Annotated in this window: 20 protein-coding genes; 13 read left to right on the top strand and 7 right to left on the bottom strand. The window is 38.8% G+C overall.

What is annotated here, in order from left to right:
• Positions 1 to 73 precede the first annotated feature (73 nt).
• From rsmG to EL215_RS02615, 10 genes are all read left to right on the top strand, one after another.
• Positions 74 to 685, top strand: coding sequence for a 16S rRNA (guanine(527)-N(7))-methyltransferase RsmG (rsmG, locus tag EL215_RS02660; RefSeq protein ID WP_126470016.1), 612 nt, complete (start codon positions 74 to 76; stop codon positions 683 to 685).
• 138 nt (positions 686 to 823) lie between these two features.
• Positions 824 to 1,198: an ATP synthase subunit I gene (locus tag EL215_RS02655; protein WP_126470014.1), complete on the top strand. Its 375-nt coding sequence runs from the start codon at positions 824 to 826 to the stop codon at positions 1,196 to 1,198.
• A 20-nt stretch (positions 1,199 to 1,218) separates the two neighbouring features.
• Positions 1,219 to 2,007, top strand: coding sequence for a F0F1 ATP synthase subunit A (gene atpB, locus EL215_RS02650; RefSeq protein WP_126470012.1), 789 nt, complete (start codon positions 1,219 to 1,221; stop codon positions 2,005 to 2,007).
• A 51-nt stretch (positions 2,008 to 2,058) separates the two neighbouring features.
• Positions 2,059 to 2,313: a F0F1 ATP synthase subunit C gene (gene atpE, locus EL215_RS02645; RefSeq protein WP_005629249.1), complete on the top strand. Its 255-nt coding sequence runs from the start codon at positions 2,059 to 2,061 to the stop codon at positions 2,311 to 2,313.
• Positions 2,314 to 2,362: 49 nt separating this feature from the next.
• Positions 2,363 to 2,833, top strand: a complete 471-nt coding sequence (gene atpF / locus EL215_RS02640; protein WP_126470010.1) for a F0F1 ATP synthase subunit B — start codon at positions 2,363 to 2,365, stop codon at positions 2,831 to 2,833.
• A gap of 12 nt (positions 2,834 to 2,845) precedes the next feature.
• On the top strand, positions 2,846 to 3,379 hold the full coding sequence (gene atpH / locus EL215_RS02635; protein ID WP_049375149.1) for a F0F1 ATP synthase subunit delta: 534 nt from the start codon (positions 2,846 to 2,848) through the stop codon (positions 3,377 to 3,379).
• Between the two features lie 12 nt (positions 3,380 to 3,391).
• Entirely contained in the window at positions 3,392 to 4,933 is a 1,542-nt protein-coding gene (atpA, locus tag EL215_RS02630) for a F0F1 ATP synthase subunit alpha (protein ID WP_126470008.1), read from the top strand.
• Between the two features lie 18 nt (positions 4,934 to 4,951).
• Positions 4,952 to 5,821, top strand: coding sequence for a F0F1 ATP synthase subunit gamma (gene atpG, locus EL215_RS02625; protein WP_126470006.1), 870 nt, complete (start codon positions 4,952 to 4,954; stop codon positions 5,819 to 5,821).
• Between the two features lie 17 nt (positions 5,822 to 5,838).
• A complete protein-coding gene (gene atpD / locus EL215_RS02620; protein ID WP_049355597.1) occupies positions 5,839 to 7,212 on the top strand; it encodes a F0F1 ATP synthase subunit beta in 1,374 nt (457 codons plus the stop codon).
• Between the two features lie 29 nt (positions 7,213 to 7,241).
• Positions 7,242 to 7,670 carry a F0F1 ATP synthase subunit epsilon gene (locus EL215_RS02615; RefSeq protein WP_126470004.1) on the top strand — a complete coding sequence of 143 codons (429 nt, stop codon included), beginning with the start codon at positions 7,242 to 7,244 and terminating at the stop codon, positions 7,668 to 7,670.
• A 48-nt stretch (positions 7,671 to 7,718) separates the two neighbouring features.
• Here the strand turns inward: EL215_RS02615 and ilvA are convergent, their stop codons facing one another.
• From ilvA to EL215_RS02585, 6 genes are all read right to left on the bottom strand, one after another.
• The gene (gene ilvA / locus EL215_RS02610) at positions 7,719 to 9,260 is read right to left on the bottom strand and encodes a threonine ammonia-lyase, biosynthetic (protein WP_126470002.1); all 1,542 of its coding nucleotides are present in this window, start codon (positions 9,258 to 9,260) and stop codon (positions 7,719 to 7,721) included.
• 87 nt (positions 9,261 to 9,347) lie between these two features.
• Positions 9,348 to 11,186 carry a dihydroxy-acid dehydratase gene (gene ilvD, locus EL215_RS02605; protein WP_126470000.1) on the bottom strand — a complete coding sequence of 613 codons (1,839 nt, stop codon included), beginning with the start codon at positions 11,184 to 11,186 and terminating at the stop codon, positions 9,348 to 9,350.
• Positions 11,187 to 11,255: 69 nt separating this feature from the next.
• Complete coding sequence (locus EL215_RS02600; RefSeq protein ID WP_126469998.1) at positions 11,256 to 11,894, bottom strand: hypothetical protein; 639 nt, start codon at positions 11,892 to 11,894, stop codon at positions 11,256 to 11,258.
• Positions 11,891 to 12,109 (bottom strand): acetolactate synthase 2 small subunit, encoded by a 219-nt coding sequence (ilvM, locus tag EL215_RS02595; RefSeq protein ID WP_126469996.1) that lies wholly within the window; start codon positions 12,107 to 12,109, stop codon positions 11,891 to 11,893. The genes EL215_RS02600 and ilvM overlap by 4 nt, the downstream gene beginning before the upstream one ends.
• A 1-nt stretch (position 12,110) precedes the next feature.
• Entirely contained in the window at positions 12,111 to 13,766 is a 1,656-nt protein-coding gene (ilvG, locus tag EL215_RS02590) for an acetolactate synthase 2 catalytic subunit (RefSeq protein WP_126469994.1), read from the bottom strand.
• Positions 13,767 to 13,951: 185 nt separating this feature from the next.
• Positions 13,952 to 14,590, bottom strand: a complete 639-nt coding sequence (locus EL215_RS02585) for a tellurite resistance TerB family protein (protein WP_126469992.1) — start codon at positions 14,588 to 14,590, stop codon at positions 13,952 to 13,954.
• Between the two features lie 164 nt (positions 14,591 to 14,754).
• On the opposite strand from EL215_RS02585, the gene EL215_RS02580 reads away from it, so the two are divergent.
• Positions 14,755 to 16,269: a sodium-dependent transporter gene (locus tag EL215_RS02580; protein WP_126469990.1), complete on the top strand. Its 1,515-nt coding sequence runs from the start codon at positions 14,755 to 14,757 to the stop codon at positions 16,267 to 16,269.
• Positions 16,270 to 16,271: 2 nt separating this feature from the next.
• On the top strand, positions 16,272 to 16,370 hold the full coding sequence (locus EL215_RS02575) for a methionine/alanine import family NSS transporter small subunit (RefSeq protein WP_049355588.1): 99 nt from the start codon (positions 16,272 to 16,274) through the stop codon (positions 16,368 to 16,370).
• Between the two features lie 57 nt (positions 16,371 to 16,427).
• Here the strand turns inward: EL215_RS02575 and cpdB are convergent, their stop codons facing one another.
• Positions 16,428 to 18,401, bottom strand: a complete 1,974-nt coding sequence (gene cpdB, locus EL215_RS02570; protein WP_126469988.1) for a 2',3'-cyclic-nucleotide 2'-phosphodiesterase — start codon at positions 18,399 to 18,401, stop codon at positions 16,428 to 16,430.
• A 228-nt stretch (positions 18,402 to 18,629) separates the two neighbouring features.
• Here cpdB and EL215_RS02565 point away from each other — a divergent pair, with 228 nt between their 5' ends.
• On the top strand, positions 18,630 to 19,634 hold the full coding sequence (locus tag EL215_RS02565) for an ornithine carbamoyltransferase (protein WP_126469986.1): 1,005 nt from the start codon (positions 18,630 to 18,632) through the stop codon (positions 19,632 to 19,634).
• The last annotated feature ends 200 nt before the right edge of the window (positions 19,635 to 19,834 follow it).

Raw genomic sequence — 19,834 nt, 5'->3', positions numbered from 1 at the left:
GAAATAAAAACACTAAGGATTTTAACCGCTCTTTCAAGTAGAATAACTATAAACAGACAAGATAGATAGAAAAATGAAAGCAAAACTCGAAAATTTACTGGCTCAAGCAGAAATTCAAGTAACCGATCTACAAAAAAATCAACTGATCCAGTTGGTGCAATTACTCCATAAGTGGAATAAAGCCTATAACTTAACCTCTGTACGTGATCCACAAGAAATGTTAGTAAAACATATCTTGGATAGTATTGTTGTTAGTCCTTATTTACAAGGAGATCGTTTTATTGATGTAGGAACAGGTCCAGGCTTGCCAGGCCTGCCTTTAGCCATTATTAATCCTACTAAGCAATTTGTCTTATTAGACAGTTTAGGTAAGCGTATTAGCTTCATTCGAAATGCAGTACGTGAGTTAAGACTAACAAATGTAGAATCTGTTCTTAGCCGCGTTGAGGAATACCAACCTGAACAAAAATTTGACGGAGTATTAAGTCGTGCATTTGCTTCGTTAAAAGATATGACAGATTGGTGTCATCATTTGCCAAAACAAGATGGATATTTTTATGCTTTAAAAGGTATTTATCAGGAAGATGAAATTAATCAATTGAATAAAAAATATACTATTCAAGAAGTGATTGAATTATATGTTCCAGAACTGATAGGTGAACGACATTTAATCGTTTTGCGATAAAAAACACTTTTCTTACGAACATTTTATGAATAATTTTTTAAAAGTGTGATTTATTTAACATTTTTTAGTCGTTTAAAAGTTGAAACTCTGCACAGCAAGGGTATAATTAAACAGTTTCTATATTAAAAAAATCAGATAATGTCTAAAGTTTTAACGCAGGCTAGAAATCGATATAAAAAAGCGATAGTAATTGAGTCTGCGTGTCTTGTTATATTAAGTTTATTCATTACACTTTGGTGGACTAAAAGTGCGGTTGATTTTTCTTTAGGATTTGTCTGTGCTTTTGCACCATTTTGTGTTTTTGTTTATATTATTTTTTTTCGAAAACAAGAGTTCTCAGCAAAATTGACAACATTTTATTATGGCGAAATAGTGAAGTTTATACTCACTATTGTGCTTGTGGGAGGTTCATTAAAATGGCTTTCAGTCTCTCATTTTATATTATTTTTTATTGGTTTTTTTACAGCATTAGCGTTGAATAATTTTATTCCGTTTTTGTTAAATAAATCTTAATTTTTTACAAAGGGTTGACTATGTCTGGACAAACAACTTCTGAATATATCAGTCATCATCTGTCTTTTTTTAAAACAGGTGATGGTTTCTGGAATGTTCATGTTGATACGCTCTTTTTCTCGATCGTATCTGCAGTAATTTTTTTGTTTATTTTTTCTCGTATTGCAAAGAATGCCACGACAGGCGTACCGAGCAAAATGCAATGCTTGGTTGAAATAATAGTAGGTTGGGTTGATGGTATTGTGAAAGAAAATTTTCATGGTCCTCGTAATGTGGTTGCGCCAATTGCTTTAACCATTTTTTGTTGGGTGTTCATTATGAATGCTATTGACTTGATTCCAGTTGATTTTCTTCCTCAATTTGCAGGTCTTTTTGGTATTCATTATTTAAGAGCAGTTCCAACAGCTGATATCAGTTCAACATTAGGTATGTCGATCTGTGTATTCTTTCTTATTCTTTTCTATACAATTAAATCAAAAGGTTTTGGTGGTTTAGTTAAAGAATATACACTGCATCCTTTTAATCATTGGGCATTTATTCCGGTAAACTTTATTCTTGAAACTGTCACTTTATTAGCCAAACCAATTTCACTTGCTTTCCGTCTTTTCGGTAATATGTATGCAGGGGAGCTAATCTTTATTCTTATCGCTGTGATGTATTCTGCTAATACAGCGATTGCAGCATTAGGAATTCCATTACATCTTGCTTGGGCTATTTTCCATATTTTGGTAATAACATTACAAGCATTCATCTTTATGATGTTGACGGTGGTTTACTTAAGTATTGCTTATAACAAAGCAGAACATTAATTTTTTATTAACCGGCTCTAGGGCTAAACTTAACTTCTATTGGAGAACATTATGGAAACTGTAATTACAGCGACAATCATTGGTGCATCAATCCTTCTTGCATTTGCTGCATTAGGTACGGCGATCGGCTTTGCGATCTTAGGTGGTAAATTTTTAGAATCATCTGCTCGTCAACCTGAATTAGCATCTAGCCTACAAACTAAAATGTTTATCGTGGCAGGACTTTTGGATGCGATTGCAATGATTGCTGTTGGTATTTCATTACTTTTCATTTTCGCAAACCCATTCATCGGTTTATTGCACTAATTACCTTATTTGCTTATCAACGTAAAACAAGCATAGTAAGGAGGACGTTGTGAATTTAAATGCAACATTGATTGGTCAACTTATCGCATTCGCACTTTTTGTGTGGTTTTGTATGAAGTTTGTTTGGCCACCAATTATTAATTCGATTGAAACACGTCAAAGCCAAATTGCGAACGCTTTAGCGTCAGCTGAAGCAGCTAAAAAAGAGCAGGCAGATACGAAAAATCTTGTTGAACAAGAAATTTCAGCTGCAAAAGTACAAGCTCAAGAAATTTTAGATGCAGCGAATAAACGTCGCAATGAAGTGTTAGACGAAGTGAAGGCTGAAGCCGAAGAACTGAAAGCAAAAATTATTGCACAAGGTTATGCAGAAGTAGAAGCAGAACGTAAACGTGTTCAAGAAGAATTGAGTGTAAAAGTAGCTTCATTGGCAGTAGCTGGTGCTGAGAAAATTGTGGGTCGTTCTATTGATGAAGCGGCAAACAATGACATTATTGATAAATTAGTTGCAGAGTTATAAGAGGCTTAGCTTATGTCAGAATTAACTACAATAGCTCGCCCTTATGCAAAAGCTGCATTCGACTTTGCCATTGAACAAAGTGCGGTCGAAAAATGGACTGAAATGTTAGGTTTCGCTGCTGCCGTAGCTGAAGATGAAACGGTAAAAGCTTACTTAAGTAGCTCTCTTTCTGCACAGAAATTAGCTAATACAGTAATTTCTATTTGTGGCGAACAATTGGATCAATATGGGCAAAATCTTATTCGGTTAATGGCTGAAAATAAGCGTTTGAGTGCGATTTCTACTGTATTTGAAGAATTTAAACATTATGTAGAAGAACACCAAGCTATTGCAGAAGTTGAAGTAACTTCCGCACAACCATTGAATGCAACACAAATCGAAAAAATTGCAGCTGCAATGGAAAAGAGATTGGCTCGCAAAGTGAAATTAAATTGCAACGTAGATAGCTCACTGATTGCCGGTGTGGTTATTCGTACTGAAGACTTTGTGATTGACGGAAGTAGCCGTGGGCAACTTGCTCGTCTCGCAAATGAGTTGCAATTATAAGAGGAATACAAGATGCAACTAAATTCAACTGAAATTAGTGAATTGATTAAAAAACGCATCGCTCAATTCGATGTAGTGAGCGAAGCCCGTAATACAGGGACGATTGTTTCTGTAAGCGATGGGATTATTCGTGTTCACGGTTTAAGCGATGTGATGCAAGGCGAAATGATCGCCTTATCAGGCAACCGTTACGCAATGGCACTTAACCTTGAACGTGATTCTGTTGGTGCGGTAGTAATGGGTCCTTACGCAGATTTAGCGGAAGGTATGGAAGTACAATGTACTGGCCGTATCCTTGAAGTACCAGTTGGTCGTGGTTTATTAGGTCGAGTGGTAAACACACTTGGTCAACCAATCGATGGTAAAGGCGAAATTGAAAACGATGGTTTCTCTCCTGTTGAAGTTATTGCGCCAGGTGTTATCGATCGTAAATCTGTTGATCAACCAGTACAAACCGGTTATAAAGCAGTTGACTCAATGGTGCCAATCGGTCGTGGTCAACGTGAGTTAATCATCGGTGACCGTCAAACAGGTAAAACAGCATTAGCAATCGATGCAATCATCAACCAACGTAATTCAGGTATTAAATGTATCTATGTCGCGATCGGCCAAAAAGCGTCTACAATCGCAAATGTAGTACGTAAATTAGAAGAACATGGTGCACTTGAAAACACAATCGTTGTTGCGGCATCAGCATCTGAATCAGCTGCGTTACAATATTTAGCACCTTATGCTGGTTGTGCAATGGGTGAATATTTCCGTGATCGCGGTGAAGATGCGTTAATCGTTTACGATGACTTATCAAAACAAGCCGTTGCTTATCGTCAAATTTCATTATTGTTACGTCGTCCACCAGGTCGTGAAGCCTATCCAGGTGACGTATTCTATCTACACTCACGTTTGCTTGAACGTGCTGCACGTGTAAATGAAGAATACGTAGAGAAATTTACTCAAGGCGCAGTAAAAGGAAAAACAGGTTCTTTAACCGCTCTTCCTATTATTGAAACTCAAGCGGGTGACGTTTCTGCATTCGTTCCAACCAACGTAATTTCGATTACCGATGGTCAGATTTTCTTAGAATCTAACTTATTTAACTCAGGTATTCGTCCGGCAGTAAACCCTGGTATTTCGGTATCTCGTGTGGGGGGTTCTGCACAAACTAAAGTAGTGAAAAAATTAGCTGGTGGTATCCGAACTGCATTAGCTCAATATCGTGAATTAGCAGCGTTTGCTCAGTTTGCATCTGATTTGGATGATGCGACACGTAAACAATTAACGCACGGTGAAAAAGTTACTGAATTGTTAAAACAAAGACAATATGCACCCCTCAGTGTGGCTGAACAAGCCATTGTACTTTTTGCTGTTGAGTTTGGTTATTTAGAAGATGTGGAATTGCAAAAAATTGCAAGTTTTGAGACCGCACTTTTAGATTATGCATACCGTACTCATGGCGATTTTATGGCTGAATTAACCAAAACTGGTAATTACAATGATGAGATTAAAAACACATTGAAAACAATTTTGGATAATTTTAAAGCCAATAGCGCATGGTAAAAGTAACGGAGAAATAAAATGGCAGGTGCAAAAGAGATAAAAACCAAAATTGCCAGCGTACAAAGTACACAAAAAATTACTAAGGCAATGGAAATGGTGGCGACTTCGAAAATGCGTAAAACGCAAGATCGTATGGCAGCGTCTCGTCCGTATTCTGAAACAATACGAAATGTTATCAGCCATGTCTCTAAAGCGAATGTTGGTTACAAACATCCATTTCTAGCAGAAAGAGATGTGAAGAATGTCGGCATTTTAGTCGTTTCTACAGATAGAGGAATGTGTGGCGGTTTAAATATAAATTTATTTAAAACGGTGGTAACAGAAATCAAACAATGGAAAACGAAAGGTATTAATGTTCAATTAGGATTAATTGGTTCAAAAGGCATTAATTTCTTCCGTTCACTAGGATTGCCTGTTAATGAACAGCTCTCAGGTCTCGGTGATAATCCGGCAATGGAAGCATTGCTTGGTGTTGCAAATGGGATGTTTGAGGCCTATCGTAAAGGTGAAATTGATGCGATTTATATTGCTTATAACAAGTTTATCAATACGATGTCTCAATCCCCTATTTATCAACAATTAGTACCATTACCAGAATTAGAAACGGATAATTTAGAGCAAAGACAACACACTTGGGATTATCTTTATGAGCCAGATCCTAAAGCGTTATTAAATAGCTTATTAACTCGTTATTTAGAATCACAAGTGTATCAATCTGTGGTGGATAACCTTGCTTCCGAGCAAGCTGCTCGTATGGTTGCAATGAAAGCGGCAACAGATAATGCGGGTAACTTAATTAATGACTTGCAGTTAGTTTATAACAAAGCTCGTCAAGCGAGTATTACAAATGAATTAAATGAAATTGTCGCCGGTGCGGCTGCAATTTAACGAAAAGAGGAACGGTAATGGCAACAGGTAAAATTGTTCAAATCATCGGTGCGGTGATTGACGTTGAATTCCCACAAGATGCAGTACCAAAAGTTTATGATGCATTAAAAGTTGAATCAGGTTTAACCCTTGAAGTTCAACAACAATTAGGTGGCGGCGTAGTTCGTTGTATCGCATTAGGTACATCTGATGGTTTAAAACGTGGCTTAAAAGTGGACAACACGGGTAACCCAATTCAAGTGCCTGTAGGTACAAAAACCCTTGGTCGTATTATGAACGTATTGGGTGAACCTATTGATGAACGGGGTGAAATTGGTGCAGAAGAAAGTTGGTCTATCCATCGTGCAGCGCCAAGCTATGAAGAACAATCTAACAGTACAGAATTATTAGAAACAGGGATTAAAGTTATCGACTTAATTTGTCCATTCGCAAAAGGTGGTAAAGTTGGTCTATTCGGTGGTGCGGGTGTGGGTAAAACCGTAAATATGATGGAGTTAATCCGTAATATTGCGATTGAGCACTCTGGTTATTCTGTATTTGCGGGAGTTGGTGAACGTACTCGTGAAGGTAATGACTTTTATCATGAAATGACCGAATCTAACGTATTAGATAAAGTATCCTTGGTTTATGGTCAAATGAATGAGCCGCCGGGTAACCGTCTTCGCGTTGCATTAACTGGTTTAACTATGGCTGAAAAATTCCGTGATGAAGGCCGTGATGTATTATTCTTTGTTGATAATATCTATCGTTATACCCTTGCAGGTACCGAAGTATCGGCACTTTTAGGTCGTATGCCATCTGCGGTAGGTTATCAACCAACATTAGCGGAAGAAATGGGTGTGTTACAAGAACGAATTACTTCAACCAAAACAGGTTCTATTACTTCTGTTCAAGCGGTATATGTGCCTGCGGATGACTTGACTGACCCATCGCCAGCAACAACATTCGCACACTTAGATTCAACCGTTGTATTAAGTCGTCAAATTGCATCTTTAGGTATTTATCCAGCAGTTGACCCGTTGGATTCGACTTCTCGCCAATTAGATCCGTTAGTCGTGGGTCAAGAACATTATGACGTTGCTCGTGGCGTACAAGGTATCCTACAACGTTATAAAGAATTAAAAGATATCATCGCTATTCTTGGTATGGACGAATTATCAGAAGAAGATAAATTAGTGGTGGCACGTGCTCGTAAAATTGAACGTTTCTTATCACAGCCATTCTTCGTTGCTGAAGTATTTACCGGTTCTCCAGGTAAATATGTATCATTAAAAGATACTATTCGTGGTTTCAAAGGTATTTTAGACGGTGAATACGATCATATTCCAGAACAAGCGTTCTATATGGTAGGTTCGATCGAAGAAGTGCTAGAAAAAGCCAAAAATATGTAATCGCTTCAAGTTATTGAAGGAGAACTAAAATGGCAACATTAAAACTCATTATCGTGAGTGCCGAAGATAAAATCTTTGAAGGTGATGTAACACAACTTAGAGCAACGGGTATTGAAGGAGAGCTTGGTATTTTACCTGGTCATACTCCCTTACTTACTGCGATTAAGCCTGGCATTATCAAATTTACGCTTAAAAATGAAACTGAAGAAGTTATTTATGTTTCAGGTGGTTTTTTAGAAATACAACCTAAAGTTGTAACAGTACTCGCTGATGTAGCAATTCGTGGAGAAGAGTTGGATGCTGAACGCATTTTGAATGCAAAACGCCAAGCAGAAGAAAATATTGTGGCTCATATTTCTGATGTAGATCATGACCTACTTGTAGCGAAACTTTCTAGAGAGTTAGCGAAACTTCGTGCTTACGAGCTTACTGAAAAACTCGTTAAATCAAAACGATAAATTTATGGTAATAAAAAAGAGTGGTCATTTTGACCGCTCTTTTTGTTTCTATCTTAAGAAATATCGATAAGCTTTACTTTCGCTTACATCTTCATAAACATAACCGAGTTGTGTTAAAGCTTGCTCAAATTCTGTGTTATCTTTTTCTTCTAATTGAAATGCTGCAAGGATATTACCGTAATCGGCACCATGCGCACGATAGTGGAACAATGAAATATTCCAGCGTTTACCTAATATTTCTAAGAATTTCAGTAAAGCCCCTTTTTGTTCTGGGAATTCAAAGCTATAAAGTCGCTCATTACGGTTTGAAACTCGTCCACCCATCAAGTAACGAATGTGTGTTTTAGCAATGTCGTCATTAGACATATCTTCAACATCAAAGCCATTTTTCGTTAAATCAGCAATAATGTCTGCTTTTTCTGCTTCATTAGTCGTTCGCACACCAACAAAAATGCAAGCTTTTTGGTTATCTGCATAACGATAACTAAATTCTGTTACTGCTCGATTACCGATGACATGGGCAAATTTTAAGAAACTACCAGGTTGCTCAGGCATGGTTACCGCCAATAAAGCTTCACGGTTTTCACCAATTTCGCAACGTTCTGAAACATAACGTAAAGTATGGAAGTTAAGGTTGGCACCGGATAAAATCGCTGCCATGTTTTTATCTTCTAGATTGTTTTGTTTTACGTATTTTTTCAAACCAGCTAGACCTAGAGCACCAGATGGTTCAGCGATCGCGCGCACATTTTCGAATAAATCTTTCATTGCGGCACAAACTTCATCGCTATCCACCAACACCATACCATCCAAATATTTCTGGCATAAGCGGAATGTTTCATCACCAATACGTTTTACTGCTACACCATCAGCAAACAGGGCAACGTGTGCTAAATCTGTGGGTTCCCCTTTTTCTAAAGCGGCATTCAAACAGGCTGAATCTTTGGACTCTACACCGATCACTTTAATTTCCGGCATAAATTGTTTGAGTAAAATCGCTACGCCAGCCGCAAGGCCACCACCACCAACTTGAACAAAGACATAATCCAAATCAGCCACTTGTTGCAGCATTTCCATAGCCAACGTGCCTTGACCCGCGATGACCAATGGATGATCAAACGGCGGGATAAATGTCATATGTTTAGATTTTGAAAGCTCAATGGCTTTGGCTTTGGCTTCATCAAAATTGGCTCCGTGTAACAGCACTTCGCCACCAAAACCACGAACGGCATCCACTTTTATGCTAGGTGTATTTTGTGGCATAACAATTAATGCTTTTAATCCAAGCTGTTTCGCTGACAAAGCAACGCCCTGAGCATGATTACCCGCAGAAGCAGCAATGACACCAGCCTGTTTTTGTTCATCAGAAAGGCTAGAAATCATTGCATAAGCACCACGAAGCTTAAAGCTATTTACTGGTTGGCGGTCTTCACGCTTAATCCAAATATTATTATGTAGTCGCTCGGATAATTTTCCCATTTTTTGTAGCGGGGTTACAGTAGCGGCTTCATATACTCTGGAGCCAAGTTTAACAATCGCGTTAACATAATCCGATTGAGAGGGTTGAGGATTGGTAAGTAAATTTTTCATGATACTTAATTTGTTATGATGAAGTGCGGTTAATTTTTTCTTTATTTTTATCCTCCTCTCTTTTATGAGAGGAGGAATGATTAGAGATTATTTTAATAGACTCTTATCACGCACAGCTCCTTTATCCGCAGAAGTAGCGAAGTGACCAAATACTTTTAATGCAAAGGATACTTCACGTTCACGGTGAGCAGGTTGCCAGCCTTTAGCATCTTGCTCGGTACGGCGTTTTGCTAATTCTTCATCGCTGATTTTAAGGTTAATCGAGCGATTTGGAATGTTGATTTCGATAATATCATCATCATGTACTAAACCGATGGCACCGCCAGAAGCTGCTTCAGGCGAGGCATGACCAATAGATAATCCAGAGGTACCACCAGAGAAACGACCATCTGTCAATAAAGCACATTTTTTACCTAAGCCCATTGATTTTAAGTAGCTGGTTGGATACAACATTTCTTGCATACCCGGGCCACCCTTTGGACCTTCATAGCGGATGACTACCACATGGCCTTCTTTAACTTTGCCACCTAAAATACCCGCTACCGCATCTTCTTGGCTTTCAAATACGATTGCACGGCCAGTGAATTTCCAGATAGACTCATCTACACCTGCAGTTTTTACGATACAGCCGTCTTTAGCGATGTTACCGAATAATACCGCTAGACCACCTTCCTGAGAAATCGCATTTTCTTTGTTACGGATACAACCGCTTACACGGTCATCATCTACACTATCCCAACGACAATCTTGTGAGAAGGCTTGCGTGGTGCGAATACCAGCAGGGCCTGCACGGAAGAATTTATGTAATTCTTCATCTTTGTTACGAATGATATCGTATTGATTTAATTGCTCTTCTAAAGTCATACCTAACACGGTTTTGGTGTTACGGTGGATTAATCCGGCTCGATCTAGTTCGCCTAATAAGCCCATAATCCCACCTGCACGGTGTACATCTTCCATGTGGTATTTATTAGTATTTGGTGCAATTTTGCTTAAGCAAGGCACAACGCGTGATAAGCGGTCAATATCTGCCATTTTGAAATCTACACCCGCTTCTTGAGCAGCCGCTAATAAGTGTAAAACAGTGTTACTTGAACCACCCATCGCAATATCTAAACTCATGGCATTTTCAAAGGCTTCAAAGGTGCCAATTGAACGCGGTAATACGCTTTCATCATCTTGTTCATAATAGCGTTTGCAAAGCTCAACAATTTGACGACCAGCTTTTAAGAATAATTCTTTACGGTCAGCATGAGTCGCTAACATAGAACCATTGCCCGGTAAAGATAAACCTAAAGCTTCGGTTAAGCAGTTCATGGAGTTAGCGGTAAACATCCCTGAGCAAGAACCACAAGTTGGACAAGCGCTACGCTCAATCGCATCAATACGCTCATCGCTTACATTCGGATCTGCCGCTTCAATCATCGCATCCACTAAATCTAAGCGAATAAGTTGATCGGATAATTTCGTTTTACCCGCTTCCATTGGGCCGCCTGAAACGAAGATTGCTGGAATGTTTAAACGCATTGCCGCCATTAACATTCCCGGGGTGATTTTGTCACAGTTAGAAATACACACCATCGCATCAGCACAGTGAGCATTAACCATATATTCCACGCTATCTGCGATTAAATCACGGCTTGGTAAGGAATAAAGCATCCCGCCGTGGCCCATTGCGATTCCATCATCCACCGCAATGGTATTGAATTCTTTTGCCACGCCGCCTGCTTTTTCAATTTCAGCTGCGACTAGTTGACCCATGTCTTTTAAATGAACATGTCCTGGTACAAATTGGGTGAATGAGTTCACCACCGCAATAATCGGTTTACCAAAGTCATTTTCTTTCATCCCTGTTGCACGCCATAAGGCACGTGCACCCGCCATATTACGACCCTGAGTACTGGTCGCTGAACGTAGTTTTGGCATAAATAATCTCTCCAAGTAAATTTTTAGGGTTCGTTGAATTATTCGATATAATTAAGTTTATAAATACAATTATTTAGATAAAGAATCTACAGCTTGAAATGGTAATGTAATAATTGCTAATGGAATCATAAGAATAGCAACACCTCCCCAAACTAAAGCCATTGAAGCTCCATCTGTGGTTCCTTCATAATCAAAACTTGTTGATTTTTTATATTCAATAAAATTTGTTTTTAATGGTTTAGATAGCTTTCCTTTAATTAATATCTCATCTTTATTCTGAAGTTTTACAAGCTCACCATGACTTATTTCAAAAAGTAAGTCAGGATTTCCCTGAGATGATTTGTAAACATCACGTTTATTAAATAAACTTTCTATCTCTTTTTTAGCCAATTTTTTGCTATCAAGTTCAATAAATATCAATGCTTTAATTTTGTTATCTTCACTATTTTTTTCAATACGATCTATGCGTGCTTCTTTAAAAGCTTTCATATCTTTAGAATTTAAAAAATTAATGAAATTTCGCACATCTTCTGATTTAGAAGAAGAGAACTGATAGCTATTTAAATCTCCTACAGCATAAATATTATTATTTGCAATAAAAAAGGCTTGAATCACCTCTGTTTGCTTAGATATTTCTTTTTCTTGTGTTGTTGTACATCCAAATACAAATAAAATAGAAATGACAAGTAAGATAAATTTTTTCATCATTTTATTCCTAATACATCCGGTAATTTCGCCAACTGATTCACCAACAAATCAAAAGTGCGGTCAGATTTTACAGTGATTTTTAACTGCACTTGGGTTTCTACCAATGCCATATCCATATTAGTCACAGTGAAACCGCGTAAACGAATAACGCGTAACACGCGTTCTAAAACCTCTGGACGGTGTTGAGCGATCAAGTCAAAAGTATATTGGTTCATTTTAAATTTCCTCCAGCATATCTGTGTTGCATGCGCCTGGTGGCACTAATGGCCATACACATTCTTCAGGTGGAATACATACTTGCAATAAATAGGCAGTTTCACTATTTAATAAACGATTAAGTGCCGCATCTACATCATCAGCGCGCTCAATGCGTTCAGCTGGAATATCAAAGGCTTTCGCTAACATCACGAAATCAGGGTTATCTTCTAGAATGGTTTCAGAACGGCGTTTATTCCAGAAAAGGTCTTGCCATTGACGCACCATACCAAGGCGTTGGTTATCTAACAGCAAAATTTTCACGGGTAATTTGCCGCGTTTGATTGAACCCAATTCTTGAATGTTCATCATCAATGAACCATCGCCTGTCACCAAAATCACTTCATCATGAGGGCGTGCTTTTTTCGCACCTACCGCTGCAGGCAAACCAAATCCCATGGTGCCGAAGCCCGCAGAGGTAATATAGTTTTCTGGTGCGAAATGACGCATATGTTGTGCAGACCACATTTGGTGTTGGCCCACATCAGTACAAATCACCGCATTTTGAGGTTTACGTTGAGAAAGTGTGTTGAGCAATGACCACGGGTTAATCGGACGATTACCTGCGTTATCGATATAAGTGAAATCGAGTTTGGCTTTTAATATTTGGATGTGTTTACGCCAATCATCGATTGCAAGTGGAATACTTAAAGCCTCTAAGGCTTGAATTAAATCACCTTGAAGGGCAACATTGGCCATACGAAGTTTGTTGATTTCTGCTGCATCAATATCACAATGAATGACTTTAGCTTGTGGCGCAAAACTGTCTAATTTACCCGTCACACGGTCGTCAAAACGTGCACCGCACACTAACAATAAATCACATTCGTGCACGGCAATGTTTGCTGGTCTTGTGCCGTGCATACCAATCATGCCCATATAAACGGGATCGGTCGGGTCAATTGAGCCTAAACCTTTTAATGTCGAAACGGACGGCATTTTGGTAATTTGTAGGAATTTTCTGACCGCTTGCGTTGCGTTTGCCATACCTACGCCACCACCGACATAAAGCACGGGTTTTTTCGCTTGCGTCAATAACGCTTTTGCTTCAGCTAATTTTAATTCTGAAAGTGCGGTCGGTTTTACGACAGGTTTTACAATGGGTTTGATATGTTCTGGTACATCGCCAACTTGGATGTTACGAGGCACATCAATTAACACAGGGCCTGGTCTGCCACTTTGTGCAATTTGGAAAGCAGAGGCAATAATTTCGGGGAGTTCTTCAATGGATTGCACAATGTAGCTGTGCTTGGTGCAAGCAAGAGATAAACCTAAAACATCGGCTTCTTGGAAAGCATCGGTACCGATAAGTGGGGCGGCCACTTGGCCAGTAAATGCCACGATTGGTACAGAGTCAGCAAAGGCATCGCCTAAACCTGTTACTAAGTTGGTTGCACCTGGACCTGATGTTGCGACACATACGCCAACTTTACCCGTAGAGCGAGCATAACCAATTGCGGCTATTGCGGCACCTTGTTCATTACGGCAAAGAAGATGGTCAAGACCTGAGTCATAAATTGCATCGTAGGTTGGCATGATTGCCCCGCCTGGGTAGCCGAAAAGATCGGTTACACCGTGCGCTTTTAAACATTCGATAATGAGTTGTGCGCCTGTCATGTTGCTTCCCGTTTTTATGATTATTAAATAATTTTATGAATATTGAAGTTTTGCATTGTAGCGGAATTTTTCGCCTTTGGTTAGGTTTTCGCGAAAAAACCAATGAAAAAAACACGATAACAAACATTATCGTGTTTTTGAATGAAAAGTGCGGTCAGAAAACATGATGTTTTCTTTGCGTAAAATTAGAAACCTGCTTGTTTTTCTAATTGTTCCACAAGCGCATCGTCTAATCCTAACGCTTTTGCTAAGTCTGCTAAGAAAATGATTTCTTTGCGAGATAAATCTTTGCTTACTAAACGAGCCGCTAAGTACACATTGCTTGCAAGTGCAGTATCGTTACCTACAAGACGTGCAATTTCGTTGATAGAAATTGGATTTTGGATTTCTTGTGCAAGCCATTGTGCTAATTCAGGGTTGTTACCTGCTTCGTTTGCAATAGTTTGTTTTTCATCTTCAGTAATTTCACCATCTGCTGCCGCTGCGGCGATCATTGTGCGTAAAATTAATTCACCTGTATCGATATGAGTTGATGAATTTAATACATCAAACGCATTTTCTGAGATGTTTGGTTGGCTGCTTTGTTGGGATTTTTGATAGTTTTGGTAAGCTTGATAAGCAAGGTTACCTAATACAGCAAGTGAGCCTAATTTTGCTAAACTTGCACCACCACTACGGCCTAAAATCATTGATAAAATACCGCCTAATGCAGCACCGCCACCTACTTTAGTGATAGAGTCAATAGTTTGGTTGCCGGTTTCAAGTTTGCTTGCAGAGTTTTTAGCGACATCTAAAACTTGATTTAAAATGCTGTTGAGATCCATAAATGTTTCCTTTTCAGTTTGGTGTAAATAAAAATTTAATTGTGTGATTAGACAGTTAAATTTGAAAAAAATTCACTGAATTTAATCTCTCTTTAAATTGAGTTCTTGACTCGGTTTTAGAATTCATTATATTGAAATCTTTCTTCATTCAAAAGGAACTTAATATGGCGCAGTCAAACGCAAAGCGTGAGACCTTCTCTGGTCGGAAAGCATTTATTATGGCGGCAATTGGATCCGCTGTTGGCTTAGGAAACATCTGGCGTTTCCCTTATACCACTTATGAAAACGGGGGCGGTGCATTTATTATCCCTTATCTTATTGCACTTTTAACCGCCGGTATTCCATTGCTTTTCTTAGATTACGCAATCGGTCATCGCCATCGTGGTGGTGCACCACTTTCTTATCGTCGTTTTAACCCGCACTTTGAAGTGTTTGGTTGGTGGCAGGTGATGGTCAATGTCATTATCGGGCTTTACTATGCAGTGGTATTAGGTTGGGCGGCAAGCTATACCTACTTCTCACTTAATTCTGCCTGGGGCGATAAACCAATTGATTTCTTCCTACACGAATTCTTAAAAATGGGCGATATCAGCAATGGTGTGAGCTTTGAGTTTGTTGGCATGGTGACAGGCCCATTAATCGCAGTATGGTTAGTAGCATTAGGCGTCCTTTCTTTAGGTATTAAAAAAGGGATTTCTAAATCTGCAGACATCTTAATGCCTGTTTTAGTGGTGATGTTTGTGGCGTTGGTTGTTTATTCTTTATTCCTACCGGGTGCAGAGAAAGGTTTGAATGCGTTATTTACCCCAGATTGGTCAAAATTATCTAATCCAAGTGTATGGATTGCGGCTTATGGTCAAATCTTCTTCTCTCTTTCCATCTGTTTCGGGATTATGATCACGTATGCGTCATATTTGAAAAAAGATTCTGATTTGACAGGTAGCGGTTTGGTTGTCGGTTTTGCAAACTCAAGTTTTGAAGTACTTGCCGGTATCGGTGTATTTGCAGCATTAGGTTTCATCGCAACCGCACAAGGTGTAGAAGTGAGTGAAGTGGCAAAAGGAGGTATTGGTTTAGCCTTCTTTGCATTCCCAACTATTATTAATAAAGCACCATTCGGTGAAGTGTTAGGGGTATTGTTCTTTGGTTCATTAACCTTTGCAGCATTAACTTCATTTATCTCTGTTATTGAAGTAATTATTTCTGCGGTACAAGATAAACTTCGAATTCGTCGTTCAAAAGTGACCTTTATCGTCGGTTTACCAATGATGGTGGTTTCAGTAATTTTATTCGGTACCACAACCGGCTTACCAATGCTTGATGTGTTCGATAAATTTGTGAACTACTTTGGTATTGTAGCGGTCGCATTTGTTTCATTAATTGTGATTGTAGCAAATGAAAAGCTAGGCTTATTAGGCAACCACTTAAATCAAAGCTCTTCATTTAAAGTCGGTTTTTTATGGCGTTTATGCATTGTCATCACCACGGGTATTCTTGCCTTTATGTTATTTAGTGAAGGTGCGAAGGTATTTACAGAAGGTTATGAAGGTTATCCAAGTTGGTTCGTAAATACCTTTGGTTGGGGTATGGCAATTTTGCTTGTAGTCGTTTCGTTCATTCTTTCTCGCTTAAAATGGAAAAATGAAGAGAACTTTAATCTTGAAGAAAAAGGAGAATAAAGATGACAAGTATTGCAATTGCAATGATGATTGTGGCGCTTCTTGTGATTTGGGGAGGCTTGATCTTTGCTTTAATTAGACTTCCAAAAGAAGAGAAATAAGGTCAAAATTGACCGCACTTTGAAATAAGTAGGGCGTGCTGAGCACGCCCTTTTTTGTTATTTCGATAAATCGATTTGATATACCGCAAAGCCCACTTCATCAGTGCCGACTTTCTTCATTGGATATTGTGCATTATCTTGAATAAATTTCGCTGCCTGTTCGCTTGGCGAGGTTTCAAAACGCACATCTAATTTATCGTTACCTTTAATCGGTGCAAAACGCCAGTTTTTATCCGCACTTGGGTTTACATGGCCATGCTTTTCACTTTCTGCTTTGATATAATCCGCAAGAATTTGGCGGTTTTCATCAGGAGAAGCGTAAACAATGTGTGCATCGCCTGTACCTGGGAATTTATTACCGTAAGCTCGATAGTTATTAGTCGCAATTAAGAATTCTGCTTTTGGATCAACCGGTTTACCTTGGTAAGTTAAATTCACTACACGGTGTGAACTCGGGTTAATCAATTTGCATTCGCCATTATAACGCGCTGGTTGAGTGAGGTCGAATTCATAATTTACACCGTCAATCACATCATAGTTATAAGTACGGAAGCCTTCCCAATCAAGTAAAGATTGTGGTTTGTCACTTGTAGGATCGATTTGTTTGAACATACCTGCGCTACATTCCAACCATTCTTTCAATTCTTCACCCGTTGCTTTCACCACAATTAAGGTATTTGGATAGAGATATAAATCTGCCGCATTACGGAAGGTTAATTCACCTTTGTTCACCTCTGTATAGCCAGTAGGGTCATTTTTACGTCCACCTGCTTTAAATGGTGCACCTGCACTTAAAATTGGTAAGCCTGCCATTGCTGCAACACTTGGTGCTACTTTTTCAACATAAGCTTTTTGTGCTTGGTTCACAATTTGAATAGTTGGATCATCTTGCACTAAGGCTAAGTAGCTATACATGTTATCGGTGGCTTTACCGATTGGTTGCGCCACGAATTCACGGGTGGCTTCATGCACAGGTTTTAAAAGTGCGGTCAATTCTGCGTCACTTTCTATAATTGCTTTTTTGTTTTCAGCGTCGTAAATTGGGCGAAGAGCCGCTTTACCATCAGCCACTAACCATTTGCCATTGTGTTGAGCAAGGGTTAAGTCGATTACACTGATGTTATTTGCCCAGTAACCTGCCATACTTTCAGGCACGCCTTTCACAGTACCTTTAGCAATATCTGCATTTGGTGATTTTGCAAACTCTTTATTTGGGAATAAACGGTGAGAGTGACCGAAAACAATCGCATCAATGTGCGGTACATCAGCAAGATAGAATGCTGAGTTTTCTGCACCCTCTTGATATGGCTCGTCAGATGGGCCAGTGTGCGCAAGTGCCACAATAATATCTGCACCTTTTTGTTTCATTTCTGGCACATATTTTTGTGCAGTTTTCACGATATCGCGGGTTTCTACTTTGCCTTGTAAGTTCGCTTTATCCCACACCATAATTTGTGGTGGCACAAAACCGATATAACCAATGTTTAGTTTATGCGTTTTACCTTGGCTATCCACCACTTCTTTTGTTTGGATTACATAAGGCATGAAATATGGCTCTTCGGTACCGACTTTCACTACGTTAGCATTGATGATAGGGAATTTCGCTTGTTTAATCGCATCCGCTAAATAATCTAAGCCATAGTTAAACTCGTGGTTGCCTAATGTGCCTACTTCATAGTGCATTGCATTTAAGCAATCCACAGCTGGGTTTGATTTGCCTTCTTTATAACCTTTAGCTGCTTGATAGTCAGCAATTGGGTTACCTTGAATTAGGTCACCGTTATCAACTAAAACGCTGTTTTTCACTTCTTGACGAGCTTGACGAATCAAGCTTGCTGCACGGGTAAAACCGAATTTCTCAGTCGGTGCATCTTTGTAGTAATCGAAGTCAGTTAAGAAACTGTGAATATCGGTCGTTGCCACAATACGTAAATCGACTTGTGTGTCGCTTTTCGCAAAAGCAAAACGGCTTGCACTTAACGCTAAAATGCTGCTTGCGCCAAGTTGGATGAAATCTCTTCTGTTGATCATATGTACTCCTGTTGTGTGAGAATCGGCAGGATTTTAAATCTCTTTTATATATAAAGAAAGCGCAATATAAAGTTCTAGGATGAAGTGTGATGAACATCACAAATAAAGGATTGAATTTGGTTGCAAAACTTCACGTTTGGGACAAAAATAGGGTATCCGATCCGCTAAAAATCACTTCATTCACAGTAAGGTAGCCATTTATTGATGGCATCCGATAAGGAGATCGCTATGGCTTTTAATCTTAAAAATAGACACCTATTGAGTCTTGTTCATCACACAGAACGTGAAATTAAATATCTCTTAGATCTCTCCCGAGATTTGAAACGAGCCAAATATGCAGGCACAGAACAACAAAAATTAAAAGGCAAAAATATTGCGCTCATCTTTGAAAAAACCTCCACTCGCACACGCTGTGCATTTGAAGTCGCCGCTTATGACCAAGGTGCACAAGTTACCTACATCGACCCGAACTCCTCTCAAATTGGCCACAAAGAAAGTATGAAAGATACCGCCCGCGTATTAGGCAGAATGTATGATGGCATTGAATATCGTGGATTTAAACAAAGTATCGTTCAAGAACTTGCTGATTATGCTGGTGTACCAGTATTCAATGGTTTAACCGATGAATTCCACCCAACACAAATGCTTGCCGATGTACTTACCATGATTGAACATTGCGACAAACCATTAAGTGAAATTAGCTATGTATATATTGGAGATGCTCGAAATAACATGGGTAATTCACTTTTATTAATTGGTGCAAAATTAGGTATGGATGTTCGTATTTGTGGACCTAAAGCTTTATTACCAGAAGCAAGTCTTGTGGAAATGTGCGAAAAATTTGCTAAAGAAAGCGGTGCTCGTATTGCTGTAACTGAAGATATCGACAAAGCGGTGAAAGGTGTAGATTTTGTCCATACTGATGTGTGGGTTTCAATGGGTGAACCATTAGAAACTTGGGGCGAACGCATTAAATTATTACTTCCTTATCAAGTCACACCTGAATTAATGAAACGCACTGGTAATCCAAAAGTGAAATTTATGCACTGCTTACCTGCCTTCCATAACAGTGAAACCAAAGTTGGTCGTCAAATTGCTGAAAAATATCCTGAATTAGCTAATGGTATTGAAGTGACTGAAGATGTATTTGAATCGCCAATGAACATTGCATTTGAACAAGCAGAAAACCGTATGCACACAATTAAAGCAGTAATGGTTGCGAGTTTAGCTTAGGAAGGATCTAGATAAATTGGTATATTTATTTATCATCTCATTTTAAGGATAAAATATTTCCATACTTTTGTAGTTTTATTTTTATGTAAAATTTAAATTTATTTTTTTGATAATGATCACGTTTTTTGAAAAATATTATTGACATAATATTTACACAAGCAGAGAATGTACCCAACAAAGGTTAGTTTAGATAGAAAGAG

The sequence above is a fragment of the Haemophilus parainfluenzae genome (assembly GCF_900638025.1).
GTDB lineage: Bacteria > Pseudomonadota > Gammaproteobacteria > Enterobacterales > Pasteurellaceae > Haemophilus_D > Haemophilus_D parainfluenzae_J.
Note: the sequence above shows the minus strand (reverse complement) of the source record. Positions and strands in the feature narration are given on the sequence as shown.